The 25,544-nt window shown below is 69.6% G+C and carries 23 protein-coding genes and 1 pseudogene; 10 read left to right on the top strand and 14 right to left on the bottom strand.

Features of this window, described 5'->3' with window-relative positions:
* The first annotated feature begins 144 nt into the window (after positions 1-144).
* A complete protein-coding gene (locus ABD793_RS32755) occupies positions 145-621 on the top strand; it encodes an alpha/beta hydrolase (RefSeq protein WP_344867109.1) in 477 nt (158 codons plus the stop codon).
* Positions 622-679: 58 nt separating this feature from the next.
* Here ABD793_RS32755 and ABD793_RS32760 read toward each other — a convergent pair whose 3' ends face one another.
* Positions 680-1,981, bottom strand: a complete 1,302-nt coding sequence (locus ABD793_RS32760; protein WP_344867111.1) for a lipase family protein — start codon at positions 1,979-1,981, stop codon at positions 680-682.
* A gap of 303 nt (positions 1,982-2,284) precedes the next feature.
* Between ABD793_RS32760 and ABD793_RS32765 the strand changes: the two are divergent.
* Positions 2,285-3,082: pseudogene (locus ABD793_RS32765) on the top strand (IS5 family transposase).
* A 50-nt stretch (positions 3,083-3,132) separates the two neighbouring features.
* Here the strand turns inward: ABD793_RS32765 and ABD793_RS32770 are convergent.
* A complete protein-coding gene (locus ABD793_RS32770) occupies positions 3,133-4,179 on the bottom strand; it encodes a methyltransferase (protein WP_344867113.1) in 1,047 nt (348 codons plus the stop codon).
* Between the two features lie 308 nt (positions 4,180-4,487).
* Here ABD793_RS32770 and ABD793_RS32775 point away from each other — a divergent pair, with 308 nt between their 5' ends.
* Positions 4,488-6,458, top strand: a complete 1,971-nt coding sequence (locus ABD793_RS32775) for a S9 family peptidase (RefSeq protein ID WP_344867115.1) — start codon at positions 4,488-4,490, stop codon at positions 6,456-6,458.
* Positions 6,459-6,505: 47 nt separating this feature from the next.
* Here the strand turns inward: ABD793_RS32775 and ABD793_RS32780 are convergent, their stop codons facing one another.
* Both ABD793_RS32780 and ABD793_RS32785 read right to left on the bottom strand, forming a co-directional pair.
* On the bottom strand, positions 6,506-8,164 hold the full coding sequence (locus ABD793_RS32780) for a gamma-glutamyltransferase (protein WP_344867117.1): 1,659 nt from the start codon (positions 8,162-8,164) through the stop codon (positions 6,506-6,508).
* Positions 8,165-8,231: 67 nt separating this feature from the next.
* Positions 8,232-9,458, bottom strand: coding sequence for a metal-dependent hydrolase family protein (locus ABD793_RS32785; RefSeq protein WP_344867119.1), 1,227 nt, complete (start codon positions 9,456-9,458; stop codon positions 8,232-8,234).
* 250 nt (positions 9,459-9,708) lie between these two features.
* On the opposite strand from ABD793_RS32785, the gene ABD793_RS32790 reads away from it, so the two are divergent.
* From ABD793_RS32790 to ABD793_RS32800, 3 genes are all read left to right on the top strand, one after another.
* Complete coding sequence (locus ABD793_RS32790; RefSeq protein ID WP_344867121.1) at positions 9,709-11,019, top strand: NAD(P)/FAD-dependent oxidoreductase; 1,311 nt, start codon at positions 9,709-9,711, stop codon at positions 11,017-11,019.
* A gap of 106 nt (positions 11,020-11,125) precedes the next feature.
* Positions 11,126-12,346, top strand: a complete 1,221-nt coding sequence (locus ABD793_RS32795; protein WP_344867123.1) for a PucR family transcriptional regulator — start codon at positions 11,126-11,128, stop codon at positions 12,344-12,346.
* 124 nt (positions 12,347-12,470) lie between these two features.
* Positions 12,471-13,781 (top strand): MFS transporter, encoded by a 1,311-nt coding sequence (locus ABD793_RS32800; protein ID WP_344867125.1) that lies wholly within the window; start codon positions 12,471-12,473, stop codon positions 13,779-13,781.
* Here ABD793_RS32800 and ABD793_RS32805 read toward each other — a convergent pair.
* Together ABD793_RS32805 and ABD793_RS32810 are read right to left on the bottom strand one after the other, a co-directional pair.
* Entirely contained in the window at positions 13,728-14,678 is a 951-nt protein-coding gene (locus ABD793_RS32805) for a CPBP family intramembrane glutamic endopeptidase (RefSeq protein WP_344867127.1), read from the bottom strand. The genes ABD793_RS32800 and ABD793_RS32805 overlap by 54 nt on opposite strands.
* A 55-nt stretch (positions 14,679-14,733) precedes the next feature.
* Complete coding sequence (locus ABD793_RS32810) at positions 14,734-14,958, bottom strand: hypothetical protein (protein ID WP_344867129.1); 225 nt, start codon at positions 14,956-14,958, stop codon at positions 14,734-14,736.
* Positions 14,959-15,104: 146 nt separating this feature from the next.
* Here ABD793_RS32810 and ABD793_RS32815 point away from each other — a divergent pair, with 146 nt between their 5' ends.
* Positions 15,105-16,376, top strand: a complete 1,272-nt coding sequence (locus ABD793_RS32815; protein ID WP_344867131.1) for a sensor histidine kinase — start codon at positions 15,105-15,107, stop codon at positions 16,374-16,376.
* Positions 16,366-17,037, top strand: a complete 672-nt coding sequence (locus ABD793_RS32820; protein ID WP_344867133.1) for a response regulator transcription factor — start codon at positions 16,366-16,368, stop codon at positions 17,035-17,037. Before ABD793_RS32815 ends, ABD793_RS32820 begins: the two co-directional genes overlap by 11 nt.
* A gap of 292 nt (positions 17,038-17,329) precedes the next feature.
* On the opposite strand, the gene ABD793_RS32825 is transcribed toward ABD793_RS32820, so the two are convergent.
* Together ABD793_RS32825 and ABD793_RS32830 are read right to left on the bottom strand one after the other, a co-directional pair.
* A complete protein-coding gene (locus tag ABD793_RS32825; RefSeq protein WP_344867135.1) occupies positions 17,330-17,752 on the bottom strand; it encodes a Rid family hydrolase in 423 nt (140 codons plus the stop codon).
* 37 nt (positions 17,753-17,789) lie between these two features.
* The gene (locus tag ABD793_RS32830; protein ID WP_344867137.1) at positions 17,790-18,467 is read right to left on the bottom strand and encodes an HD domain-containing protein; all 678 of its coding nucleotides are present in this window, start codon (positions 18,465-18,467) and stop codon (positions 17,790-17,792) included.
* A 72-nt stretch (positions 18,468-18,539) separates the two neighbouring features.
* Here ABD793_RS32830 and ABD793_RS32835 point away from each other — a divergent pair, with 72 nt between their 5' ends.
* Positions 18,540-19,496, top strand: coding sequence for a GlxA family transcriptional regulator (locus ABD793_RS32835; protein ID WP_344867138.1), 957 nt, complete (start codon positions 18,540-18,542; stop codon positions 19,494-19,496).
* Between the two features lie 108 nt (positions 19,497-19,604).
* Here the strand turns inward: ABD793_RS32835 and ABD793_RS32840 are convergent, their stop codons facing one another.
* The 6 genes from ABD793_RS32840 to ABD793_RS32865 form a co-directional block, all read right to left on the bottom strand.
* The gene (locus tag ABD793_RS32840; RefSeq protein WP_344867140.1) at positions 19,605-20,102 is read right to left on the bottom strand and encodes a GreA/GreB family elongation factor; all 498 of its coding nucleotides are present in this window, start codon (positions 20,100-20,102) and stop codon (positions 19,605-19,607) included.
* Between the two features lie 60 nt (positions 20,103-20,162).
* Entirely contained in the window at positions 20,163-20,369 is a 207-nt protein-coding gene (locus tag ABD793_RS32845) for a hypothetical protein (RefSeq protein ID WP_344867142.1), read from the bottom strand.
* Between the two features lie 16 nt (positions 20,370-20,385).
* Positions 20,386-21,648 (bottom strand): NAD(P)/FAD-dependent oxidoreductase, encoded by a 1,263-nt coding sequence (locus ABD793_RS32850; RefSeq protein WP_344867144.1) that lies wholly within the window; start codon positions 21,646-21,648, stop codon positions 20,386-20,388.
* A gap of 109 nt (positions 21,649-21,757) precedes the next feature.
* Complete coding sequence (locus tag ABD793_RS32855; protein ID WP_344867146.1) at positions 21,758-23,293, bottom strand: PucR family transcriptional regulator; 1,536 nt, start codon at positions 23,291-23,293, stop codon at positions 21,758-21,760.
* A 360-nt stretch (positions 23,294-23,653) separates the two neighbouring features.
* Positions 23,654-24,109, bottom strand: coding sequence for a cold-shock protein (locus ABD793_RS32860; RefSeq protein WP_344867148.1), 456 nt, complete (start codon positions 24,107-24,109; stop codon positions 23,654-23,656).
* A 528-nt stretch (positions 24,110-24,637) separates the two neighbouring features.
* Positions 24,638-25,096: a MarR family winged helix-turn-helix transcriptional regulator gene (locus tag ABD793_RS32865; protein ID WP_344867150.1), complete on the bottom strand. Its 459-nt coding sequence runs from the start codon at positions 25,094-25,096 to the stop codon at positions 24,638-24,640.
* A gap of 63 nt (positions 25,097-25,159) precedes the next feature.
* Here ABD793_RS32865 and ABD793_RS32870 point away from each other — a divergent pair, with 63 nt between their 5' ends.
* Positions 25,160-25,528, top strand: coding sequence for a VOC family protein (locus ABD793_RS32870; protein WP_344867152.1), 369 nt, complete (start codon positions 25,160-25,162; stop codon positions 25,526-25,528).
* Positions 25,529-25,544 lie beyond the last annotated feature (16 nt).

Genomic DNA, 25,544 nt, shown 5'->3' on the forward strand with positions numbered 1-25,544 from the left:
TGGCCACCCGGCTGGACAAGGCACCGTCCCAAGGATTCGACGGTGCCCTGTTCCGGTCGGCGACTTTTGCCTTGCTCTACCCGGATCGGAATTTCGGCCGGCCGGCCGGCCGGTATCTGGCAGGCCCTCGCCGCGAACCGGCCGTTGCCGCCTCTCCCGGCCGGTTCGGAGCCTGCGCCGGACGCCGACAACGAGCTTTCCAGCCACCTCTACGTGATCTGCGGGGGCAACCGCTGGTCGAAATCGGTCCGGAGTTACCAGCGGGACGTGGCGATCGACCGGATCCGCTACCCGAGTTACGGTGCGGCCGCGGCGAACATCCGGGCCTGCGCGTACTGGCCGTCGCAGCCGATCGATCCGAAGGTGCGAGTCAGCGGCAACGGCCCGTCGAACGTGCTGATGACGCAGAACCGGCGCGACCCGGGGACACCGTTGACCGGAGCGCGGCAGTTGCGGGCGGCCTTCGGCGACCGGGCCCGGATGGTGACGGTCGACCAGGGCGGGCACGGGGTCTACCTGTTCGGCTCCGAGAACACCTGCGCGAGTGACACGGTGACGACGTTCCTCACCACCGGAGGGCGTCCGGCGCACGACCGGACCTGCGCGGCCGAGCCCCGCTGACGCGGTACCGAAGGGAGTACCCGGACCACGATGCGGTCCGGGTACTCCCGCTGGCGGTTCAGCCGACGGGTTGCTCCGGCGCGAGCGAATTGCCCGGCGGGATTTGCCCGCAATTCGACGGTGCGGCCTTGCCCGCGAACCGGTCGCCGATCCACGAGATCGCGGACGGGGCCCACGCGGGCAGGGCGCTCGTGTGGCTGAGCGCGTCGTACTGGGTGTACTGGATGCCGGTGTTTCCCGTTTCGCAGTACTGCTTCGCGATCGCACGCACGTCGCCGGCCACCATCACGCCATCGCCGCCACCGATGCCAGGAGGATTGGTCACGGTGCCTTCCAGCGCACCGTTGTTGCCCTGCCCGACGAAACCGGGAATCGACGGCGTGGCCGCGGAACCGAGGTTGACCTGGTTGACCGCGTCGACGAAAGGCGGCACGGAATCAGGATTCGCGTACTCGGGTTTCACCAATTTCTGCCAGTTCAGCCCCGGATACCGGCCCAGTGCCTCGGCGATCGACGCGTGTTCGGTTTCGTCGAGCACCTTGCGCCCGTATTCGCTGGCGTACGGCTTCAAATCGATGCCGTAGCCGCGCGCCACCCCGATGAGCGCCATCGGGATCACGCCGGACCACACGGGTGTGCCGCCGACGTAGTTGAGGTTGTGCGCGGGGTCGACGAGCACCCCGCCTTCGGCGAAACCGACCAGTTTCCGGTTGACGTCCGGGGCATAGCTCGGCGCGAGTGCCGCCGCCCAGCCGGTGGCGATGGCGCCGCCGGAGTACCCCATCAGGCCGAACCGGGTCTTCGCGCCGATTCCGGCGCTCCCGGCGTTGGTCACCGCCCTGATCGAGTCCAAAGTGGTCTTGCCGTATTCCGGCCCGGCGGCGAAATCGGCGGTCTGTCCCTCGGTATCGGGGATCACCACGTCGTAGCCGAGCAGCAGAGCCGGCGCGAGCAGCAGGGATTCGGCATTGGGCAACAGGGTGCCCAAGGACACGTCCCCGGCGATCGCGCGGGACGGGCCGTCCGCGGGATCGAGCGAATCGTAGGCCGACTGGTAGGACAGCGCCTTACTGCCGTTCCCGGCGGGGCTGCGCACGACCGAGGTGACGTTGGCGGTCGGGCGGCCCTGCGCGTCGGCGGTCCGGTAGAGCAACTGGGTGGCTTGCACCGGCGTCGGAATGCCGAGCACGTGGTAGCTGACCGTACGCGTCTTGAGCACCTCGCCGGGGGCGAAAGACGACAACGGCTCGCTGCCGCCGTAGGTGTAGAACGAATCGTCGGTGGCCGCGGCCGCGGGTGCGGCGACGGATCCGGTGAGCACGACCGCGACGGCCAGTGCCCGGGTAATTTTCCCGATCATGACTCCCCTTCGAACCATGAAGTGGATCACAGTGGACGGTAACCTACCAGCCAGTAGGTTCCGGTGCAAGTGATCTCGATGGAGGGCGTGCACACCATTTCGGCGCGGTCCGGGAAAAGAAATGACGAGAACTGTATCCCTCATCGCGTTCGGGGTGAAAACGCAATTGTCGGTACCGCCCGGCCGGGAGGAACTTCAGGCGCCGGCCGACGTTTAGCACGCTCCGCGTACAAGACCCTGCTTAGAGCGTGTCTTAGTGGGGGTTTGGCTGGTCGTGGTGCGTGATCTCGGGTCGTGGATGATTTGTCTCGGCGACTGGTGCCGGATGGGTTGTGGGTACTGGCGGCGCCGCTGGTTCCGGTGCATGGGGTTCGCCCGCAGGGTGGCGGGCGAGTGCGGGTGGATGACCGAGCGGTCTTCACGGCGATCGTGTTCGTGTTGACCAGCGGGTGCGCGTGGCGGTATCTGCCGCCTTCGTTCGGGGTCACCGTGCCCACCGCGCATCGCTGGTTCACTGAATGGACCAAGGCCGGTCTATGGTCCCGGCTGCACCGCGTGGTCCTTGATGAACTCGGTGGTCAGGGGATGGTCGACTGGTCCCGTGCGGTCTGTGACGGAGCGTCCGTCAGGGCGGAAAAGGGGGGGATCCATGACCGGGCCGAACCCGGTCGAGCGTGGCAAGAGCGGCTCGAAGATCCACGTCCTGTCCGACCGGTCTGGGCTGCCCCTGTCGGTGGCGGTGTCCGCGGCCAACACCAACGACTCCTACGCCCTCAAGCCTCTGGTGATGGCGATCCCGACGATCCGCTCCCGCCGCGGCCCACGCCGACGTAAACCAGCGAAATTACATGCCGACAAGGCCTACGACCACGCCGGCCCGCGAAAGTGGGTCCGCGACCACGGCATCAAGGTCCGCATCGCCCGCAAAGGCATCGAGCCACGCACGAAACTCGGCACACACCGTTGGGTCATCGAACGATCCATCGCCTGGCTCTTCGGCTACCACCGGCTGACGACCCGATACGAGCGCTACGCCAACCACTTCTGCGCCTTCCCCACCCCCCCGCCACCCTCACCTGCCTCAAGAACATCACCTACTAAGACACACCCTTAGCTGGCCGGAGATCGATCACCGGACTGTTCGTCCCGGGTCACGGTCGGTCGGAGGCGGCGTCCCGGCGGGTGGCTTCGATGATGACGAAGGGGCCGGAGGTGGGGACGACGCGGTCGACGGCGAAGCCGCCGCTGTCGAGGAGTTCCCGGTATTCCTGTTCGCTGCGCTCCTTGCCGCCCAAGATGCCCAGCATGGTCAGGTCGAACTTTTTCGTGGGATGCGGATCGTCGCCCGCGGGCACGATCTGCTCCACGACCAGCAACCGGGCGTGCGGTGGGGCAGCGGAGGCGATCGAGGTGAGGATCCGCCTGCTGTCCGCGTCGCTCCAATCGTGCAGAATCCAGCTGAGCAGGTAGATGTCGGCGCTCGGCACGGCCTCGAAGAAGTCGCCTGCCACCAGGTCGACTCGATCGGCGACACCGGCGGCTGCCAGAACCGGTCGCGCGCTCTCGACCGTCGTGGGCAGGTCGAAGACGATGCCGCGCCGATCGAGCTGGTGGTCACGGAGCAGCAGGTCGACGAGCAGGCTGCCGTCGGATGCGCCGAGGTCGGCGATCGTCCGCCCCGGCGGGAGGCGGTAACCGTCGAACATTCCGGCACGCATGGTCCCGAACGCGGTCATCGCCTCGCCGAAGAGCTTCGCCCGCGCGGGATCGGTGGCGATCCAGTCGAAGTAGGGCTCGCCGAAGTACCTGGTGGCTGCCGGCTCCCCGGTCCGCAGGGTGTGTCGCAACTCGGCGAAGGCCCGGTAGTGCAGGTCCATGGAGCCGACGGCGACACTGTGCACCGACTGGGGATGGTGCTCCGAGAGCGTGGCCCCGAGAGCTGTCACGGCCACCCGGTCACCGTCGGTGCGGAACACACCGTGCGGTGCCAGGGAGCGGATGAGCCGTCCGAGTGCCCCGGGATCCGACTGCGTGCGCTCGGCAAGAGCGGCGACGGTCTGCGGCCCCTCCCGCTCGAGAACGGTTGCGACACCCGCCTCCGCCAGGACGAACAACGCCTGCGAGAGAGCGAACCCGTCGAGCAGCTGTGCCATCACCTCACTCGGCGAGGATTCGGACGGATGCTCGCTGTCGACCACCACGGGCCCCTCTCGACGATCTTGGCTCGGCACGAGTCTGCCACGTCGGTGGTGCGCCCCAGGGACCGGCCGACGTGCAGAACACCGTGCGCCCGTTGCCCTCGCCCGAGGAACCGGGCACGCGCGACGTGGCGACAGTTGTCGCCTCACCGAGGTTGCGCAGTCGGCAAACGTCGGCTGTGCCGGGTCTGGATGGCCGAGACAATCACCGTGGTACCGCAGAGGAAATCGGAGGTTGCGGTGGAGTTCGTGTCGCAGGAGCACGGCGGCACGATGGACGACCGGCCCTGGCAGGAAGGGAAGACACTGTGGAAGATCTGGAAACCACAACGGCCTATCGGAAGGTCACGGAACACCTGCAGGCGCTGCACGAGCCTGCGTTCGGTCGTCCGCATGCGATCCGGGAGCCGCACGTGACCCGCGACGGCGAGCGCGTGGTGGTGACCGGTGCGGTGCTCGACGAGCTCAGCGGGCTGCCGAGGACGGTGGTGTACACCACCGAGGACGGGGAACTCCGCGCGGTGTCCGCCGGGCGGGGATCGGCACGAGGGGCACGGTTTTCGCCCGACGGCAACATGCTCGCGTTCCTCTCCGACCGCCGCGAGGCCGGGGTGTTCCAGCTGCAGCTGCTGCCGGACGGGCGCCTCGGTGAGGCGCTTCCCGCTCCCGAGGTGCCCGGGACCGTGGAGTACGCCCACTGGTCGCCCGACGGCGAGCGGATTCTGCTCGGCGTCGCCGGGCTCGGCGCGGAGCTGTCCGGTGGACAGGGTTCGGGTACGAACGCGAAGCAGCAGCGGGAAAAACCCTCGTGGTTCCCGGAAATCGACGACGGCACCGATGACGCGGCCTGGCGCAGCCTGTGGGTCTACACGGTGTCCACCGAAGAGCTGACGCGGCTCTCGCCGGAGGGCCTGAACTGCTGGGAAGCCGGATGGTGCGGCCCGGACCGGGTCGTCGCGATCTCGTCGGACGAGCCGGGGGAAGACGCTTGGTACACCGCGCAGCTGAGCCTGCTGGGCTTCGACGGTGAGGTGCGCAAGCTGCTCGGCAGTGCGGTTCAGCTGGGTCTGCCGGCGGGGTCGCCGGACGGGACCAAGGTGGCCGTGGTCGAGGCGGTGTGCAGCGATCGCTGGCTGGTTGCAGGCGATCTGCTGCTCGTCGACCCGGAAACCGGTGCGGTGCGGCGGATCGGTACCGAGGGCACGGACGTCACCCAGGTCGAATGGCTCGACACGGACCGGCTCGGCTATTTCGGGCAGCGCAGGCTCGACTCGGTCGCCGGGATCGTCGCACTGCCCGAGGAGCGGATCCAGGAGGTCTTCGCCACGGAACTGTCGTGCAGCGGCGGCAGTTTCTACCCGCACGGCGCGTTCACCGCGGACGGCCGGACGTTGACTGTGCAGGATTCCTACCAGGTGGCACCTCAGCTGGTGTTCACCGGACCGGGCGGCCGCGTGATGCTCGCGTCGGTGGCGCATCCGGGCACCTCCTATCTGCTGTCGGTCGCGGGCACGGCGGAGGCAATCACCTGGACTGCGCCGGACGGGCTGGAGATCGACGGGATCCTCTGCCGCCCGGCGGGCGAGGGACCGTTCCCGCTGGTGGTCAACATCCACGGCGGACCGATCTGGTCGTTCCAGAACTCCTGGTCGATGCGGTATCCGTGGGTGCCGCTGCTGGTCGCGCAGGGTTACGCGGTGCTCAACCCCAATCCCCGCGGCAGCAGCGGCAGGGGACAGGACTTCGCCGGGCGCGTGGTCGGGGACATGGGCGGCGAGGACACCCAGGATTACCTGTCCGGCATCGATGCGCTGGTCACCCGCGGGATCGCCGAGGAAGCCCGGATCGGCCTGATCGGCGGCAGCTACGGCGGGTTCATGTCGTCGTGGCTGGTCACCCAGGACCGCCGGTTCGCCGCGGCGGTGCCGATCTCCCCGGTCACCGACTGGTACAGCCAGAGCTTCACGAGCAACATTTCGGCCTGGGGCAACCGTTTCCTCGACGCGGACCCGGAGGCGGCGGGCAGCAGGGCGCACACCCGCAGCCCGGTGTTGCACGCGAGCAACGCCCGTACCCCTTGCCTGAACGTGGCCGGCGCGCACGACCACTGCACACCGCCGGGCCAGGCCCGCGAGTTCCACCACGCCCTGCGTGCCAACGGGGTGCCCTCGGCGTTGCTGATCTACCCGGAGGAAGGCCATGGTGTGCGGGCGTTTCCCGCGCAGCTCGACTTCCTCGCGCGGGCCCTGCAGTGGTTCGACCGGTACCTGCTGGGCTGAGCCCGGCCGGGCGGCCGCGACGCCCGGTGCGTCGCGGCCGGACCGGTTCAGAACCCGCCGGCCACACCTTCCCTGCGTGGTCCGGTGCAGGTGCTCAGGCTGCCGTCCTCGGCCAGCCAGGCCATCTGGTAGGTGCCCATGTGGTAGTCGTACTCGGGCAGCGGATTGGTGAGCACGCCCAGTTTGGCCAGCCCCGCCGGGACCTCGGGCGCGACCCGGGATTCGACCGAGATCGTGTGGTCGTCCGCGTAGGGCAGGCAGCGCGGCGCGTCGTCGGCCGCGTACGGGTCCATGCCGAAGTCCAGGATGTTGGACAGCACCTGCGGCACGGTGCAGTGCACGTTGCCCGGCGAGCCCAGCGACAGCCACGGTTTGCCCTCGCGCAGCACCATCGTGTTGGACAGGACCGAGCGCATCCGCCCGCCGCCGGTCACCCAGCCTTCGATCGGGGAGGCGAGGCTGTTCATCCAGTGGCTGCCGACCATCGGCACACCGCCGACGACCTCGCCGGGGATACCGCCGCTCTGCAGGGTGTTCATCATCTGCACCCAGTTGCCCTGCTCGTCGACGACGGTCAGCTCGCAGCTGCCGGCAGGCTGCTTGGCCGCGCCCGAGGCGGCCGTTGCCGGCACACCACGGGTCAGCTTGACATGCTCGGTGAGGTCGATGCGTGCCTTGGCGTTGCGGAGGATGTCCGCGAAGCCCTTGATCAGCGCGGGCGAGGTGAGCGGACCGGTGGTGTCACCGAAGAGATCCGGGTCGTTGAGCAGGCCGGTCTCGTGTGCGGCCCGGCGCAGCGCGTGGGCGAGGTAGTACAGCGCCTCCGCGTTCTCCGACCAGTGCCCGATCGAGGCGACGTCGAGTTCGTCGAGGATGCCCAGCACGATCTGGCAGTAGATGCCCTGCCGCTCCGGCGCGGCCTGCTGCACGACGGTGGCGCCCCGGTGCTCCCACCGGTGCCCGGACGTCCACCGCGGCGGGATCGCGCTGAGGTGTTCCAGCTTCACCTGCCAGCCGAGTTCGTTGCCGCGTGCGACGAAGTCCTGCGCCCACTTGCCGGTGATGAAGTAGTCCGGTCCGTCCGCGGCGAGGTTGCGCATCGTTTCGGCGAGTTCCGGTGCCGCCCAGCGGTCGCCGACCTGCGGCAGGTGCCCGCCGGGGGTGAAGTGCTTGCGCCCGGATTCGGTGTAGAGGAAGAAGTCCACCGTCTGCGCCATGACGAGGTGTTCGAACGACGTGACCCGGTGGCCTTCCTCGGCCCAGTGGACCGCCGGTGCGCACAGCCGGGCCCACGGCAGGGTGGCCGATCGTTCGTAGAGTGCCTTCATCCCCGGCAGGAAACCGGGGGTGACCGCGCGGGGCGTGCCGGGTGCCGCGGCGTACAGCCCCTTGCCTGCCGGGACCGGGGCGAACGGCGCCAGTCCCGGGACGATCCGCCCCATGCTGTTCAGCTCGGCGACCTCGCCGGTCTTCGCGTCGTACACGAGCGCGGTGACGGTGCCGGTGTGGTTGGTCATGTCCTGCTGCACGACGGCCTGCACCAGGCTGCCCGCGATCGCCGCGTCGACCGCGTTCCCGCCGTCACGCAACGTGTCGAGCATGGTGTCGGTGACGATCCGGTGCTGACTCGAGGCCACCGCGCGTTTGCCGTGCACGGGCTCTTTCGGCCCGACCCGGCCCGGTTCGGCTGCCGTTGTGCTGGTCATGTTCCTCCTCGGTGGCACAGCGTTGTGCACGGTTGTACCGCTTGCCGCCGGACGGCGCTCGCGCTGTTCAGCGGACGTCCTTCACGATCCGGCCGCGCTGGAGCACGACTTTCACCTGATCGGGCTGATCGAACACCGGTGGATCGGCCAGCGGATCGGCGCCGAACACGGTGAGGTCGGCGATCTTGCCCGGTTCGATCGTGCCCACTTCGCCGTCGATGCGCAGCACGCGGGCGTTGTCCCGGGTGGCCGAGACCAGTGCCTGCATCGGAGTCTCGATCTCGCTGCGCAGAACCAGTTCCAGGCCACGGTGTTGCTGCTTCGGCCCCACGTAGTCCGAACCGGACCCGATCAGCACGCCGGCCGCCCGCGCGTGGTGGATCGCGGCGGTCTGGCCTTCGATGGCGTTGCCGACGCGGTCACCGATGTGCGCGGGCAGCCCAGCCGCGGTGGAGTCTTCCTTCAACGCGTACACGACGGACAGCGTCGGCACGAGCGCGACGCCGCGTTCGGCCAGCAGCGCGGCCATTTCCTCGTCCACTGCCGTGCCGTGTTCGACGCATTTCGCGCCGGCTTCGATCGCGGTGCGCAGGCCTTCGTTGTTGTGCGCGTGCACGGTGACATAGGTGCCGCGGGCGGTGGCTTCGGACACCGCGGCGGCGATTTCGTCGTGGGTGAACTGGGTGTCGCTCAGCTTGTCGTGCCGGGACACCACACCGCCGGTGACGCACATTTTCAGGAACGTTGCGCCGCGCCGGAACGCCTCCCGTGCGTTGTGCCGAACCTGGTCCGGGCCGTCGGACAGCAGCGACGTCGCGAGCAGTCCCGGGATCTGCCGGGCGGCCCAGTCCTCCGCGGAATCCCAGTCCGCGCCGAGATAACCGTGTCCGCCGGTCTGCGCCAGTATCGGTCCACAGTGGATGACGCGAGGGCCGGGCACCTTGCCGGTCTCGACCACGTGCGCGATGCCCTGGTCCACCCCGCCGGTGTCGCGGACGGTGGTGAAGCCGGATTCGAGGGTCTGGCGGCAGTTGTCGAACATATCCGCGGCCAGTTCGGCGACCGAGAGCTGCCTGGTGGTGCTCATCCGGTCCAGGTCACTGGACAACCCGAGGTGGACGTGCGCATCGATCAGCCCGGGGGTGAGTACCATCCCGGACAGATCGACCACGTCCGCTCCGGCCGGTGGCGAGCCGCCGACCGCGGCGATCCGCCCGTTTTCGAGGAGAACAGCCTGGCCGGGGACCGGATCTGCGCCGGTGCCGTCGATGACGGTCGCGCCTGCGAGCCACATGGGTACTCCCGCTCGTGGAGGTTTCCGTTCACTGTGTGCCTCGCCGGAGCGGGTGGCCATGGACATTCGTCGAGTGCTGCGTGGCAGTGGCGCGACACGTGTCGACGCCTGCCGCGTGCCGGCACCCCCGGCTACAGATGTCGTGCCTGCGGTGCTTCGGACGTGACGGTTGCTGGCTGTCTCGACGCGGCAGGCGAAGCACACTGAACCCGTCCCGTGGGGCACGACAATCGCAGGGAGGACGGGAACCATGAGCTCGGAAGTCAGCGCGGACGCGGTGGTGGTCGGCGCCGGCGTGATCGGATCGGCGATCGCGCTGGAGCTGGCCAAGACGGCTCGCCGGGTGGTCGTCGTGGACCGCGCAGGCGGGGCAGGGCAGGGCTCGACCAGCGCGTCGAGTGCCGTGGTGCGGTACAACTTCTCCACCCTCGCCGGGGTGACGGCTGCATGGGAGGCGCATTTCTGCTGGTCGGCGTGGGCCGAGCACCTCGGCCACGAGGTCGGGGACCTGGCCAGGTTCGAACGCAGCGGCATGGTGATGCTCGACGTGGCGGTGGCCCCGCGGGCGGACTGGCTGCCGTTGTTCGACGAGGTCGGGGTCCGGTACGAGGAATGGGACGCCGCGACGCTCGCCGAACGGGTGCCCGGTATCGACGCCGGACGGTACTGGCCGCCCAAGCGGATCGACGACGACCGGTTCTGGGCGGATCCGGAGGGCACCCTCGGCGGGGTCTACACGCCCGACGCCGGTTACGTCACCGATCCCCGGCTGGCCGCGCAGAACCTGGCCGCCGCGGCGGCCATCGAAGGCGTCGAGTTCCGCTTCCGCGCCGAGGTGACCGCGGTCGAATCCGCCGACGGCCGGGTCAGCTCGGTGGTGCTGGCGGACGGTACGCGGATCTCCGCTCCGGTCGTGGTGAACGCCGCGGGCCCGTGGTCGGGGAAGCTGAACGAACTGGCCGGTGTCGGATCGGACTTCACCGTCGGCGTGCGGCCGATGCGGCAGGAGGTCGCGCACGTGCTCGCGCCCGAGGGCTACCACCCGGCAGGCGGGGTCGGGGTCTCGGTCGGCGACCTCGACCTCGGCACGTACTTCCGCGGCGAGGTCGGTGGCGGCCTGCTGATCGGCGGCACCGAACCGGAATGCGATCCGCTCCAGTGGCTCGACGATCCCGACGAGGCGAACCTCAACCCGACGATGGCGGTGTTCGAAGCCCAGGTGACGCGGGCGGCGCGCCGGCTGCCCGAGCTGCGGGTGCCGAACCGGGCCCGCGGGGTGGTCGGCGTCTACGACGTCGCCGACGACTGGACCCCGATCTACGACCGGACCGAGCTGCCCGGCTTCTACCTGGCGATCGGCACCAGCGGCAACCAGTTCAAGAACGCACCGGTGGTGGGCAGGCTGATGGCGACCCTGATCGAGCAGGTCGAGGCGGGTGCCGAGCACGATCGGGCACCCGTGCAGTACAAGGGCGCGCACACCGGACTGGCGATCGACCTCGGCAGCTTTTCCCGGCGGCGCGGGCACAACACCGGTAGTTCCGGCACGGTGATGGGCTGAGCACCCGCCCGGGTGAGCGGATGGCGCGGGCGTGTCCCGGCCCTCCGGTCTACCTTGGACGGCAGGCGGTGCCCGGCACCGCCTGCTGCCGAGCGGGAAGGGTGCCATGTCGGACATCGACCTCCAGTCCATTGTGGATGAACTTGCCGAGCGGCTGCGGCGTTCGGTCGCGATCGACGATCCGTCGATCCGGCTGCTGGTCGCGAGCCGCCACTTCGGCGACGAGGATCCGCAGCGCGTTTCGTCCGTGCTCAATCGCTCGGTCGATCCCGCGGTGGCCGACCGGATCTTCGCGCTCGGCATCGCGCGATGGTCTGCTCCGGGCAGGGTCGACCTCGAGGGCGCGCTGCCACGGCTGTGTGCCCCGGTGCGCTGCAACGGAATGCTGCTGGGTTACCTGTGGCTGATCGACAAGGAAGGCGAGTTCACCGACCGCGAGACGACCGCCGCGGCCGAAGCGGCGGCCACCGCGGGTGCGCTGCTCTACCGCCGTCTGCTGCTGCACGAACGCTCGAAGGCGAGGCAGGAAGGCATCCTGCGGGAACTCGTTTCGCCCGATCTCGCGGTGCGCGTCCAGGCAGTCGAGGATCTGCGCGCCGAGCAGCTTTTCGGGGACGACTGCACGCAGTTCACCGTGCTCGCCGTGCAATGCCGGATCGCGCAGACGCCCTCGGCCCCGCAGCAGGTCGCCTTCGAAGCCGCGATCGAGGACGGGGTCCGCACCGTCGGCGATGACGTCGCACTGATGGTGGCGAACCGGTCGCGTGCGTGGATCCTGCTGGTCCGGCAACGGCCGCCGGCGAAGGCGCTGGTGGATTCCGTCGCCGACCGGATCACCAGCCGGTTCCGCGGGCTCACCGACGACCGGGCCCGGCTGGTCTTCGGACTGGGCGGCACCGTCGGCAGACTCGACGCCGTCGTGACCTCCTACCAGCAGGCGTTGCTGGCCGCCCGCGCCGCGTTGCTGTTGCCCGGCATCGGCGAACTCGCCCGCTGGGGCGAGCTCGGCCCGTACGAACTGCTGCTGAAACTGCCGCTGGACGACCTGCTGGGTACCTCGCCGGTGCCGGCACTGGTGGCGTTGGAAAAGGAGGACAACCACCAGGTGCTGATCGGCACGCTGACCGAATTCTTCGACCACGGCGGCAACATCCAGCGCACCGCGGACTCGCTGAGCGTCCATCGCGCCACGCTGTACCAGCGTCTCAAACGCGTCGAGCAGATCACCGGCTGCAACTTCGACAACGGCGACGACCGGCTCATGCTGCACCTCGGGCTCAAGCTCCGCGCCATCGCCACCGCATACCGCGACCACTTCGGCGGCTGAGTTTTCCGGCCCCGCGGCGAGTGACACATGTCGCGGCGAGGCGCGGGCCGACGCGACATCTCGCGATGGATCCCGGTGGGCGCACTGCGCACACTCGAACGATCCACGATCTCGCGGAGGTGTCATGAGCCGGTCCGCACCATCAGCAACGGCCGCAGTCACGGCAGCGAGCAAGTCTCGACGGACCGTGCTGTTCGCCTCGTCGATCGGAAACTTCGTCGAATGGTTCGACTTCACCCTCTACGGCTACACCGCGGCGGCACTGGCCGCGACCTTCTTCCCGGCCGGTAACCACGTTGCCGGACTGGTCGGCGCGTTCGCCGTGTACGGCGTCGCGTTCGTGGCCCGGCCGCTGGGGGCGATCGTGTTCGGGCGGATCGGTGACCGGCGCGGCAGGCGTACGTCGCTGGGCATCTCGATCGTCCTGATGGGTGCGGCCACCGCGGCGATCGGGGTGATCCCCGGGTGGGCGCAGATCGGCGTCGCCGCACCGATCCTGCTGTTGCTGTGCCGGTTGCTGCAGGGCTTTTCCGCGGGCGGCGAGTACACCGGCGCGATGGCGTTCAGCGTCGAACACGCCCCGGACGACCGCCGCGCCTGGTACCTGGCGCTGGTCGGTTCGTCGACCTGGCTCGGCACCATCGGCGCGACCGGCGTCGTGCTGGCCTTCCAGGCGATGACCGGAGCCGGCTTCGCCGGTGGCGGCTGGCGAGGTCCGTTCCTGCTCGGTGGGGTGATTGCACTGGTCGGCCTGGTGCTGCGCATGCGGGTGGACGAAACGCCGGTGTTCAAGGCAATGCAGGCACAACAGCCTGCCGAGCGGCCGGTCCGCCCGTTCCGCGAACTGCTGCGCGGGCACGGGCGGACCCTGCTGATCCTGTTCGCCTACTTCGCCGTTCTCGGGTTGTTCACGCACAGCTTCCTCGGGTACATGCCGACTTATCTCGAGCAGGCGGCCGGTTTCCCGGCGTCTTCGGTGCTCTGGATCTTGACGATCGTGAACGTGCTGAGCATTCCGGTGGGGCTGGTGCTGGCCGTATTGGCGGACCGGCACGGCAGGCGGATCCAGCTCCGCCTCGGCGCGGTCGCGGCCATCGTGCTCGTGCTGCCCGCGTATCTGCTTGTCGGCACCGGAAACCTGGCCGCGGTCGTGGCTGCCCTGCTGGTCTTGCTGCTGGCGGTCAACCTGCTGAGCGCGGGCGCGATCTCGGTGCTGGAGCTGTACCCGACAAAGGTCCGCTTCAGCGGAATGGCACTGCCCTACAACGTCGCCTACGCAATCTTCGGCGGAACCGCCCCGCTGTTCAGCCAGCTGTTGGTCGACGGGACCGGAAATCTGCTGTCGCCGGCCATCTACGCGAGCGTCGTGGCAGTGCTCGCACTACCGCTGCTGCTCCGGATTCCCGAAACGAGGGGTACCAGCCTGCTGCGGTGACGAGCCGGCCCGCGGCAGGCCAAGACGGCCGCGGGTGGCGACGAGCAGGACGAGTGCTGCGGCCATCGAACCGACCAGGAACGCATGCGTCGTGTAGTCGGGTGCGACGTTCGGGAACACCGAGGACCAGGCGACCGAGAAGAAGTTGTTGACGCTGGTGTGCACCAACATGACCAGTGGCATGCTTTCGCCGGTGCGGTTGAAGACCCAGGTCATCACGAAACTGAACGCGATCACGGTGCCCAGGAACTCCAGCGGCTGGCGGAGGCTGTCTGCCGGACCGCCCCATTCGGTCAGGAACAGCGGCAGATGCCAGGCACCCCACAGGACGCCGACGACGAGGGTGGCGGGCACCGGTCCCAGCCGCTGCTGCATCCGCGGCATCGCGAACTCGCGCCAGCCGGGCTCCTCGGCGAGACCGGTGGTGATCATCTGGAGCAGCAGACCGGGCAGGAAGGCGGTCAGCACCGCCAGCGGCGGCAGCACCGGGCTCTGCTCGGTCAGCGCGACCGTGGTGAGGACCAGCACCGCGGGTACCGCGACGAGCACCACCAGGTACCAGTACCAGCGCACCCGGAACCTGGTCATCCGGCGGCGCCAGACGCGGAGTCCGGCGCGCCCCTCGGTGGCCCCGGTCACCAGCAGCGCCGAGGCGATCGGACCGAGATAGGCCCCGGGCAGCACGCCGAGGAGCTGACTGCCCATGGCCCCGCCGGGAAAGCTGAAGTGCCAGACGCCGATTCCGTTGCCGGACAGGATGTACGGCAGCCACGCCAGCCAGCTCAGTGCAAAGGCCAGTACGAAGAACGAGGTCAGCGGACGACGGCGAAGAACGGAGGTGCGCACGGTGCGCACGCCGTTGCCGGACAGCTCCTCGGTATCGGATGGGGTTTCCATGTTTTCCGGGTCCTTTCACCTGGGGTGTTCTGTCGGTAAGAGATTTCGTGCGGACTCACTGATCCGGGCGTTTCCGCAGCCGTCCCGCCACCAGCACGCCCACGCAGAGCACGCTGACCGCACCGCAGACCACATGCGGCCAGGTCGAATCGCCGACGAACGAGGCCACCATGTTGGCGATCGCGCTGATCACCACGAGGGTCCAGAGCAGCGTCCTGGCGATGTGTCCGCGAGATACCGGGGAGGTGTCGTTGGGCTGGGATGAGTTCGTCATCGTCATGCCGGGGACGCTATGGCGGACCGGGTGCTGCGGCCCATCCCGTACGCCGCCCGGTCGTGGTACAGCAGGCTGTACTTTTGCGGCAGCCGGGCTGACAACCTCGCGCCCAGCTGTTTAGGTCGGTCAGGACGAAGAGGGGAAGGTGGATGGCAACGCACCCGCGGACCGACGACGACCGGAAGCCGGACGTGCCGGCCCTTGCCCTGCGCTCGTCGAAGGCCGCGGGCACTGCGCTCAGGCAGCTTGTCGGCGGGGTGGGCACCGCGATCCCGGCGGTGGGGGTGCTCGTGCTGGTGGTGATCGCCGCGGTGACGTCGGTGGTCGGCGTCGGCCTGCTGCTGGCGCCACTCGTCCTGGCTGCCCTGCACGCGCTGGCCGGGCGGGAACGCCGCAGGCTGACCAGGGCGGGGTTCGAGGTACTCGATCCCGAGCCGCCGCCGACGCGGCTGCGGCTCGCCGTCGCCGACCCCGTCACGAGGCGGGAGCTGCGCTGGCTGGTCCGGCACGCCACGCTCGGCCTGCTGCTGGGGCTGCTCGGGATCTGGCTGCCGGTCTCCGCCGTGCGGGATCTGGCGTTTCCGCTCTACTGGCGGTTCTTCCCACAGGACACCACCGCTACCTCGCTCGGTTTCGGTGTCGCGCACTCCTGGCCGGAGGCACTTGCGGTGACCCTGCTCGGGATCGCCTGGGTCGCCATCATCGTCGGACTCACGCCGGGGATGGCGCGGGTGCAGGCAAACCCGGGGCGCCGGCTGCTGGCTGCCGATCCCGGCACCGATCTTTCCCTGCGGATCGCCGAACTGACCGCCACCCGCGCCGCGGCACTGGATGCGCATGCCGCCGAACTGCGCCGGATCGAGCGCGCGTTGCATGACGGAAGCCAGAACCGGATCGTCACGGTGACCGTGCTGCTGGGTGCCGCCCGCCGCCAGGTCGCGCGCGATCCGTCCGGCGCAGGGGAAATCCTCGAACGCGCGCAGTCCGCGGCCGAACAGGCGCTGGCCGAACTGCGGTCGATCTCGCGGAGCATCCTGCCCCCGGTGCTGCAGGACCGCGGCCTGGCCGGTGCACTGTCCGGGCTGGCCGCGGAGTCCGCGGTACCCTGCCGGATCGAGGTGGACGCGCCGGAACGGTGCGCTGCCTCGGTCGAGGCGACCGCCTATTTCGTGGTCGCCGAGGCATTGACGAACGTGGCCAAGCACAGCGGGGCCGGACGGGTCGCGGTCGCCGTCCGCGCGCGGGGCGGCCGGTTGCGGCTCACCGTCACCGACGACGGCCGGGGCGGGGCCGACGAGTCCGGTGGTTCCGGGATCACCGGCATCCGCCGCCGGCTGGCCGCCCACGACGGCACCCTCCGCTTGGCCAGCCCGCCCGGCGGCCCGACGACCCTGGAAGTGGATCTGCCCAGTGGAACCTGATGTCCGGATCGTGATCGCCGAGGACGACCCGTTGCTGCGGGAGGGCCTCGCGCTGTTGCTGCGAGCCGAGGGGCTCGACGTGGTCGCCACGGCCGGTACCGCCGACGAGGTGCTGGCCGCCATCGACCGGCACCGGCCGGATGTCGCCATTCTCGACGTGCGGATGCCGCCCTCGCACACCGACGAGGGCATCCGCGCGGCCGTCGAAGCCCGGCGGCGGCGTCCGGACCTGGCCGTGCTCGTGCTGTCCGCCTACGTCGAGCAGAGCTTCGCGAGCGAGTTGCTCGCCGGTGGCGCCGGCGGGCTCGGCTACCTGCTGAAGGAGCGGGTCGGCCGGGTCGAAGAGTTTCTCACCGCACTGGAGAGAGTGGTCGACGGCGGCACCGCCATCGACCCCGAGGTGGTCGCCCAGCTGTTCACCCGAACGCGGCAGGACACCCGCCTGGAACGGCTCAGCCCGCGGGAACGGGACGTCCTCGCGCTGATGGCCGAAGGACTGGGCAACACCGCTGTGGCCGAGCGGCTGTTCGTCACCGAAGGCGCCGTGCACAAGCACATCCGCAGCATTTTCGGCAAACTCGAGCTGTCCCCGGCCGACCGGGTGGATCGGCGCGTGGCCGCGGTCCTGCACTACCTGGAGGACGCCCGGCGCCGGAGCTGACCGGGCCACGAACACCGCGTTGTCCCGGGTGGCCGGGGCGAGGGTGCACCGCGACCGAGGGCACGACGGTGCGGACTCCGCTCTGAAAGCCGGCGCCGAAGCCGATCCCTGCCGCGAAGGTGCCGGCGAAATAGCCGGCGCAAATCGGCGTCGGTGCGCTCGAAGCGGCCAGGAACGAGACGACCATCGGGGCCGGCAGCGCGAGACCGGGCCGCCGTGCGGTCTTCGTGACGGACGAACCTCGAGGCGCGCAGGGCTCCTGGGCCCGGGTGCCGGGCCCAGGAGCGGTGGGTTAGCGGGAAGAGTCGGGATACGCGGCGGTCGCGCGGATTTCGACGAGCAGCCCCGGGCTCGCGAGACCGCTGACCCCGATCAGCGACCAGGTCGGGAAGGGCGGCTTGACGAGGCGCTGCTTGGCTTTCTGGAAGCCGGCCAGGTGCTCGTGGATGTCCACGTGATAGCTGGTGACGTCGACGAGGGCGGACAGGTCCAGATTTTCCAGCCGAAGGATTTCTTCGATGCGCCGGATGGCGATTTCGGTCTGTTCTTCGATGGTTTCCGCGATGACCCCGTCGGCGCGGCGGCCGATCGTTCCGGCGATGAACAGCAGGCCGTTCGCCCGGACCGCGGCCGAATAGCCGAAGTTCGTGAAGGCGGCCCTGGTCTGTCCGAATACCTCGGAACCCTCGGGGATCTCGACGGTGTGGAAGCTCATGGTGGTGCTTACCTTTCGTTTTGTACTGGGTCGGGATTCAGTTGCCCCATCGGGAGGAACTGCAGGCGTACTCCATCCGGGTCCGGCCATAGGTTTCGCGTTCGCGGAGGAATTCGCCGGGAATCGAATACCGTGGTGCGTTCTTCGGGTTTTTCGCGGACTGCGCGACGATGGCGTCGGTGAGCGAGCGGATCATTTCCAGCCGTGGGTACGCGGCGTGGATGGCGCCGGCCTGCTCGTCGGTGACCGCATCGAGGTGGTTGGCGCCCATCGGGCCGCCGAAATCGAGCGAGACGCCTTCGCGGACGAGCACGCACAGCACCCCGCGGCGTTCCGCGATGCCAGGGGAGGTGTGCAGCGCGATCGCCTGCCAGACCTGGTCCGCGTCCGCGGCGGGCATTCCGCGCCCGGTGAGGAATTCGGCGGCCCGGTCGGCGCCTTCGACCTCGAACCGCTGATCGTGCCTGCCGTCCGAGGCGACGCCGAGGTCGTGCATCGTGCACGCGGCGAACAGCAGGTCGTCGCGGTAGTCGCGGCCGTCGGCCAGGGCGAGGCGAGCGGCCACGAGCCGGGCGAACAGGTAGCTGCGGATGCTGTGGTTGAACACGGACGGCGTTTCCACCGGCTGGACGAGGTGCACGACGGCGTCGGTGAGCGGCGTGCCGGGCAGCGCGATCAGGTCGGCGGCCTGGCGGGTGCGGGTCGGTCCGTTCATGGGTTCCAGCCTGCTCGCCACCGCGCTGACCTGGCGAGTGGCAAAAGTGCCCCCTTTCGTTAGAATATTGCCATGGTGGTGCAGCGAGTCGCGGTGCTGGCGTTGGACGGGGTCACCCCGCTCGACCTGGCGATCCCGACGCAGATCTTCAACGCCCGGCCGGAAACGCCCTACGAGATGACGGTGTGCGCGCTCGGTTCGAAAGTGGCCACCACCGGGGGGTTCACCCTGGATGCCGGCGGTGGCCTGGAGCAGGTGCGGGCCGCCGACACGGTGATCGTGCCGGGATTCGAGCCGCTGCAGCGTCCGCCGGACGCGGTGCTCGAGGTACTGGCCGAGGCCCGTGACCGGGGCAGGCGGGTGGCGTCGATCTGCACGGGTGCCTTCGCGCTGGCCGCGGCGGGCGTGCTGGACGGGTTGCACGCCACCACCCACTGGAAGCACATCGACGCTCTCGAACGGGACTTTCCCGAGGTCACGGTCGAGAGCGACGTGCTCTACGTCGACCAGGGCGAGGTGCTCACGTCGGCAGGAGTGTGCTGCGGCATCGACCTGTGCCTGCACCTCGTGCGCCGTGATCTGGGTGCGGTGGTGGCCAACCAGATCGCGCGCGGTCTGGTCGCCGCTCCGCATCGGGAGGGCGGTCAGGCCCAGTACGTGCCCGCCCCGGTTCCGGTGGCCGGGGAGGCGTCGCTGTCCGGCACCCGGGAATGGGCGCTGCAACGGCTTGCCGAGCCGCTCACCCTGCGCGTGCTCGCCCGGCACGCGGGCCTCTCGCAACGCACCTTCATGCGCCGCTTCACCGAGGAGACGGGCACGACCCCGTTGCAGTGGCTGCTGAACGCCCGGCTCGGCACCGCGCGGGAACTACTGGAGACCACGGACCACTCGGTGGACCAGGTGGCGCGGGACTGCGGACTGGGCACCGCCGCGAACCTGCGCCTGCACTTCCGGCGCGCGCTGGGTACCACCCCCACCGCATACCGGCGCACCTTCGGGGAAGCCCGCAAGCTGGAAGGGCTGCCGTAGCGGGCTTTGCCGGATCCGGTTCGGGTGGGGACGTGCGACTGCCTGTCGGGCTCGGCTCGGACCGGTTGGCTTGCCGCGCAACGAGTTCCGTCGCGACCGTCGGCTGGTCTACTGGCCGGTGGTACGCCGGAAGTGTCCGTAGGGTTCGGCGTTGACGAGGGTGACCCGCACCGCGGCACCGTTGGGGACCCGGTAGGTCCGCTGTTCGCCCGGCCTGGCGCCGGACAGCGCACGCCCGATCGGCGAATCCGGGGAAAAGACCTCCAGGTCACTGTGTTCCACCTCGTCGCGGGTGCCGAGCAGGAACGTCTCGGCGGTGTCCGCGTCGTCGTACCGAACGGTGAGCACCATGCCCGGTTCGGCGATCCCGTCGTCCGGCGGATCCTCGCCGACGACCGCCTGGCGCAGGAGTTCCCGGATCCGGCGGATCCGCGCCAGCCGATGGCTGTTCTGCACGAACTCGTCGTGCTCGTCGTGGTCCGCGGCCGGATCGTCCGGATCGGTGGTTCCTGCCCGGTCCTGCCCGCGTACCAGCTCGGCGAGTTCGCTGACCAGGCGGGCATGGGCATCCGGGGTCAGCCAGTGGCGTGCCGAAGTGACGGTCATGCTCGTTCGCCTTCCAGGGTGAGTGGGGGTGGTGGACTCCTCGACCGGGGTCCGTGCCGATCAACGCGGCTTTGGCTCGCTCGGACGGGCTGCCCGGAGTGCGCCGGCGTCTGCGGCGAATCCGGCGGCAGCCTTCAACAGCAGGTCCTTTTCGGCGCGCAGCAACGAGTTCTCCGCGCGCAGCCAGGCCAGCTCGGCTTGTTCGTCCGGGGTCAGCGCGGCCTGGCCGGACGCGCCGGCGGATGCGTTTTCGCTTTCCGGGTGCATGGGTTTCCGGCCTTCTTCAGCGCAGGGGATCGAACGGGCGCAAGGCTTCCGGCCGGTTGCCGGTGGTGATCTGCTCGGCGAGCAACCGTCCGGTGATCGGCCCGTGGGTCAGCCCCCACATCCCGTGCCCGCCTGCGACGAACAGGCCGGGGGTGTCCACCGCGCCGATCACCGGACGTCCGTCGGTGGTGACCGGGCGGGAGCCGACCCAGGCGTCGGTCCGCTCTTCCCAGCGGATGCCGGTGAGCAGTGGCCGCGCGGAGGCGATGATCGCCTCGATACGGGCCGGGTCCAGCGCCGCGTCCGGTTTCCGGAATTCCATGGTGCCCGCCATCCGAAGGCCGTCCCGGTAGGGCGTGCAGGCGACCCGGATGTCCGGGAGGTAGATCGGGCTGGGCACCGGGTCGTCGGTCGGCACGGTGAAGGAGTAGCCACGTCCGGCGCGCACCGGCACCCGGATCCCCAGTTTCCGGCCGAGATCGCCGAGCCACGCCCCGGTCGCCAGCACGACCGCGTTGGCGTGCAGTGACCGGCCCCCGGCCGAGCGCACGCTGACGGCGTGCTCGTGCCGGCGGATCTGGTCGACCGCGAAGCGGTGCCGGATGCTGCCGCCGCGGCTGATCACCGAACGCGCCAACGATTCGACGAAGCGGCCCGGGTCGACGTAACGCTGCCCGTCGAGCTGGACCCCCGCGCCGAGCCGGGACGTCGCCTGCGGGAACTGCTGCGCAAGTTCGGTCCCGGTGAGCTCGGCGTAGGAGATTTTCTGTCCCGCTTCACCGAGGCGCTGCAACTCCTCCAGCAGTCCGGTCGCGTTGCCTGCGGTCTCGAACATCGCGGTGATCGGCGCGTCGATGGTCGGTGCATCGACGCCGTTGGCGGTGAGGACGTCGAACGCCTCCAGGCATTCCTCGCTCAGCGGAAGGTTGGCCCGCACTGCACGCGACCACGACGTGCTGGTGCAGTTCGCGGCGAACCGCGCGAGGAACTTCAGCAGCCGGGGGTCGGGGCTCGCCGGAACGTGCAGCGGTGCCTGCCGGTCCAGCAACGTCCGCAGCCCGTAGCGGAGCACGGCGGGCTCGTTGAGCGGGATTGCGAGCCCGGGAGCAAGCCAGCCCGCGTTGCCCCACGACGAGCCTGCCGCGATGCCCGCACGATCGACCACCGTCACCCGCACCCCGCGTTCCTGCAGGAACCACGCGGTGGAGAGACCGACCACGCCGGCGCCGATCACGATCGCCGAGCGCGGTCCGCCGTCCAGCCGGTTGGGCTCGCCCATGGGTTCCTCCGCCGTATGAGTGGTGCGTGTACGGCCAGGATGACCCGGACCAGCCGGGGGAGGGTTGTCCGAACCCGACAAACGGCGCGGGCTGGGTTGTCCGTTCCGGTCAATCCTGCGGATCGGACACGGCGAGTTCGATGATCATCGCCAGTCGCTTGCCCGGCTGGTCGAGCTGCAGGTTCGTCACCTCGGCCATCTTCCGCAGGCGGTACCGGATGGTGTTCGGGTGCACGCCGAGGCGTTCGGCGGCCTGCGTGAGGTCACCCTGGGTCTCCAGCCACGCGCGGAGCGTGGCAACGTAGCTGGTGGCATGGGCGGTGTCGTGCCTGGCCAGATCGGAGATCGGCCCCCGGGTGGGCGCCCGGCCCGCGGCCGCGGCCGCGCGCAGCCGGAGCACCAGGATGTCGTCCCACGACTCGTCGTAGGCGATCGCGGTCTCCGGGACCGCTCGCGCGTCGTGCAGTGCGAGGCATTCGTCGGCTTCCCGCCTGCTGGCGGGCAGCTCCGCGGTGGTGGCGGCGGCACCGACCCCGGCCACCACCTTCACCTGGCCGGGCAGGGCGGCGCACAGGGCGTCGACCCACGCCCTTGCCGCGGCGACGTCGTCCCCGGGCAGGACGGTGTAGACGGTATTGCTGAACAACGTGCTCCGCCCCGGCCGCGACCAGCCGAAACCGGTCGTCGCGCGCTCGAACGCCAGCAGCAGCGCGGCATGGCGTTCGTCGGCGATGTGCGCCTGTACCGCGACCACCCGGAACCGGCCGGGCGGCAACCCGAGCCTGCTGAGCACCGACGCGGTGTCCGCGGTGCCCTCCAGCAGCCGGATCACCAGATCGGACTCGACCTGCCGCTCCAGATCCGCACTTGCCCGGGAACGCAGCAGGTGCAAGCCGACGGTGCGCGAGCTGTCCCGCAGCACGCTGCGGCGGGCCTCGTTCAGCGGGTGCTCGCAGTCCACCCAGATCGACCCCAGCGATTCCCGTCCGGCCCGCACCGCGACCACCATGCGGCCGGACAGCCCGTGCGCCGGTTCGGCCTCGACGAACAGCGGCTCGTCCGATTCGGCGAGGTGCAGGAACACGCCACGGCGTTCGAACAGCTCACGGACCGGTTCCGGCACCCGCCTGCCGAGGATCGTCTCGAGCCGCACCCGGTCGGCCCCCTGCTGGAGGCTGGAATAGGCGAGGATCCGGGACAGCTGGTCCTCGATGGTCACCGCGCTGCCGAGTGCGTCCGCAAGGCTGTCGGCCAGTGCGAACAAATCGGTCGGGCCGCGCCCCGACTCGGTCTCGCGTCCCTCCAGCACCAGTCCGTAGACCACCGCGGCGAGCTGCCCCCACGACACGTCCTGCTCCACCAGCAGTACCGCGACCCCGGCGCTTTCCGCGCTCCGTACCGCTTCCGGTGCCAGCGGTCCCGGCCCGCGCACCAGCACGACGGACGCACGGGCCGCGGCCGCCAGTTCGACGGCGCGCAGTGCGGAACCGGCGGCCACTGCGAGGAAGACGTCCCCGTGCAGCCCCTGGGCGTCGGGGTCGTGCATCACGACGTCGCGCAGTGCCACGTCCCGCGAGACCGGACAGCAGCACAACCGCGCGCCGTATCCGCCGAGGACATTCACCAGGCGGTCCAGGGTCACCATGCTCGTTCCCACTCCAAGCCGGCAGCGGACGCCGGCCGTGCCCGTGGGTCGTCGTTCCTGCCTGATCAGACAGCCACGATACCGATGACCCGCGCGGCAGCGACTTCGACGAGGGCAGCGCGGCACGCCGCGGAATGCGGGCGGGAAAACGTGCTGGTTGCGTTTTCCCGATTCGGAAAGAAAGCCGCGTTCAGGCCCGGTTGATGCGCCTTGCGGTGTGCCGTCGGACGTCGCTGGACGTGACCGACGGCAAATCCCGGCTGCCGGAGAACGTGCTGTCCCCGCGCGGGCTTCGACCACCTCGGCCTGACCGCCCGTGAGGTGGGCCCGCCGGCCGAGGGCGCCCGGTTCCGGGCAGGATCAGGATTCGACCCAGCCGTGCCGCTGCGCGATCCCGCCCAGCCATTGCCGGATCCGCAGGATCTGCTCCCCGGTGAGACTGGGCACCTCGGCGAGCAGGCCTTCGGTCACCTCGACGGTGAATTCGGCAGGAGAGAGCACGTCGCAGAGACCGTCGTCGTCCAGCTGGTCGGGGTCCACCCGGTCGGGGTCCACCTGGTTCTGCGCCGCGGCCACCAGCGCCGACTGGGATGCCGGCTCGGCGGCCGTCTCCTGGAGGAGTTTCACCCGCGAGGCCTTGTAGCCCCGGTCGCCTTCTTCGAGCTGGAACTGGACCTTGGCGCCCACCGCAAGCTGATTCTTCTCGAACTCGAAATCGTTGACGTGCAGAAAGACATCCTCGCGCCCATCCGAAGGGCGCGCGAAGCCATAACCCTTCACGCTGTCGAAACGAACCACAGTTCCCGTCACCAACACGCCACGCACCCCAAACAAAAGACCGCCACTTGAACGAGGGGTCACGATACTCGGGCGGCAGCGCCGGCGGCAAGGCGGCACCTGGACAGCGCCCGCCCACCCGCCAAAACCGGCTCAGCGCAACAGCGGACGCAGCCGGGATTTGCCGGTTTCCCGGTTGCCTGCACGGATTTTCCGCTCGGACGACCTCCGCTCCGAGCGCGGCGAGAGGTGCGCCGTGTGCAACGAGGTGGGGCGTGTCCGACAGTGTCTTGGTCCAGGTGACCACGGCGTGGAGGAGGGCCGCGCAGCGGTAGCCGGTGGCGAGGTCGTCGTAGCGGTCCAGCAGATCTGCGTGGTTCGACCCAGCCCCTGGGGGTGGCGTGCTGATGCGCCTGTGCGGTCGTGGAATCCACCGAAACTGACCGATCCACCTGCCCGGCCGCGTCTGCCGCGGCGAGCAGGCGCGGCAGACGCGGCGTCCCACGTTCCGTGGCCGCTCATCCGGCGCGGTGCCAGGTCCAGATCGTCTGCCGGTGAGCGAAATCTCTAGGCACCGGCGTTGCCATCGCGCAGGGAGTGGATCATGCTCTGCAGGATCCGGAATGCGCCGGACTGCTCGGTTTCGGTCAGGCCGGCCAGCATTCTGATCTCGACGGACCGGACCGCCACGGTCGCCTTCTCGAGCTTTCGCCTGCCGCGCGGTGTGAGCCGGGCCGGGAGAACCTTCCCGACCGGTGCTTCCGCGGGCCTGGTCACGTGGCCCGCACGTTCCAGGGTTCGGAGCAGTACGTTCATCGACTGCCGGGTCACGAATGTGCCGCGTGCGAGTTCGGAGTTCGACAAGCCCGGTCGTTGCGCCAGCAGTTCGAGGCAGGAGTAGTGCGTCACGCTCATCCCGAGTGGCCGCAGCACCTCCTCCATGGCCGAGCGCAGCACGCTCGACGCCTCTTTCAGCAGGTAGCCCAGTGACGTCTCCAGGTCGACGCCTGCCCCGTCTTGACTCATGTCAGCATTCTGACATAGATTGACCCGTGTCAGAAGACTGACACGAAGAGAAGGAGCAGCACCATGTCCGCCACCGGCCCCGACTTCATCTCGCTGCAAGTGCGCGACCTCGACGCTGCACAGGCGTTCTACGAGCAGTACCTAGGCCTCGTCCGCTCGCCGGCCGGACCGCCGCACGCCGTCGTCTTCGAGACGAAGCCGATCGCGTTCGCACTTCGCGACATCGTTCCCGGCACCGATCTCGCATCCGTTGCCCAGCCCGGCATCGGCGCCGCGATCTGGCTGCACGCCACCGATGTCCAGGCCATTCACGATGCGCTCGTCGCCGACGGGCACCCCATCGTCTCCGCGCCGATCGACGGCCCCTTCGGCCGGACCTTCACCTTCGCCGACCCCGACGGCTACCAGATCACTCTCCACGACCGCGCCTGACCGGTGGTGCGCCGCC

The sequence above is a fragment of the Amycolatopsis ultiminotia genome, assembly GCF_039536925.1.
In the GTDB taxonomy this organism is placed as follows: Bacteria; Actinomycetota; Actinomycetes; order Mycobacteriales; family Pseudonocardiaceae; genus Amycolatopsis; species Amycolatopsis ultiminotia.

Bases quoted from the DNA above. Each gene is read 5' to 3' on its own strand.
- ABD793_RS32760 (WP_344867111.1), bottom strand. From the start codon at position 1,981: ATGATCGGGAAAATTACCCGGGCACTGGCCGTCGCGGTCGTGCTCACC.
- ABD793_RS32780 (WP_344867117.1), bottom strand. From the start codon at position 8,164: ATGACCAGCACAACGGCAGCCGAACCGGGCCGGGTCGGGCCGAAAGAG.
- ABD793_RS32785 (WP_344867119.1), bottom strand. From the start codon at position 9,458: ATGTGGCTCGCAGGCGCGACCGTCATCGACGGCACCGGCGCAGATCCG.
- ABD793_RS32790 (WP_344867121.1), top strand. From the start codon at position 9,709: ATGAGCTCGGAAGTCAGCGCGGACGCGGTGGTGGTCGGCGCCGGCGTG.
- ABD793_RS32795 (WP_344867123.1), top strand. From the start codon at position 11,126: ATGTCGGACATCGACCTCCAGTCCATTGTGGATGAACTTGCCGAGCGG.
- ABD793_RS32800 (WP_344867125.1), top strand. From the start codon at position 12,471: ATGAGCCGGTCCGCACCATCAGCAACGGCCGCAGTCACGGCAGCGAGC.
- ABD793_RS32805 (WP_344867127.1), bottom strand. From the start codon at position 14,678: ATGGAAACCCCATCCGATACCGAGGAGCTGTCCGGCAACGGCGTGCGC.
- ABD793_RS32810 (WP_344867129.1), bottom strand. From the start codon at position 14,958: ATGACGATGACGAACTCATCCCAGCCCAACGACACCTCCCCGGTATCT.
- ABD793_RS32815 (WP_344867131.1), top strand. From the start codon at position 15,105: ATGGCAACGCACCCGCGGACCGACGACGACCGGAAGCCGGACGTGCCG.
- ABD793_RS32825 (WP_344867135.1), bottom strand. From the start codon at position 17,752: ATGAGCTTCCACACCGTCGAGATCCCCGAGGGTTCCGAGGTATTCGGA.
- ABD793_RS32830 (WP_344867137.1), bottom strand. From the start codon at position 18,467: ATGAACGGACCGACCCGCACCCGCCAGGCCGCCGACCTGATCGCGCTG.
- ABD793_RS32835 (WP_344867138.1), top strand. From the start codon at position 18,540: ATGGTGGTGCAGCGAGTCGCGGTGCTGGCGTTGGACGGGGTCACCCCG.
- ABD793_RS32840 (WP_344867140.1), bottom strand. From the start codon at position 20,102: ATGACCGTCACTTCGGCACGCCACTGGCTGACCCCGGATGCCCATGCC.
- ABD793_RS32845 (WP_344867142.1), bottom strand. From the start codon at position 20,369: ATGCACCCGGAAAGCGAAAACGCATCCGCCGGCGCGTCCGGCCAGGCC.
- ABD793_RS32850 (WP_344867144.1), bottom strand. From the start codon at position 21,648: ATGGGCGAGCCCAACCGGCTGGACGGCGGACCGCGCTCGGCGATCGTG.
- ABD793_RS32855 (WP_344867146.1), bottom strand. From the start codon at position 23,293: ATGGTGACCCTGGACCGCCTGGTGAATGTCCTCGGCGGATACGGCGCG.
- ABD793_RS32865 (WP_344867150.1), bottom strand. From the start codon at position 25,096: ATGAGTCAAGACGGGGCAGGCGTCGACCTGGAGACGTCACTGGGCTAC.
- ABD793_RS32870 (WP_344867152.1), top strand. From the start codon at position 25,160: ATGTCCGCCACCGGCCCCGACTTCATCTCGCTGCAAGTGCGCGACCTC.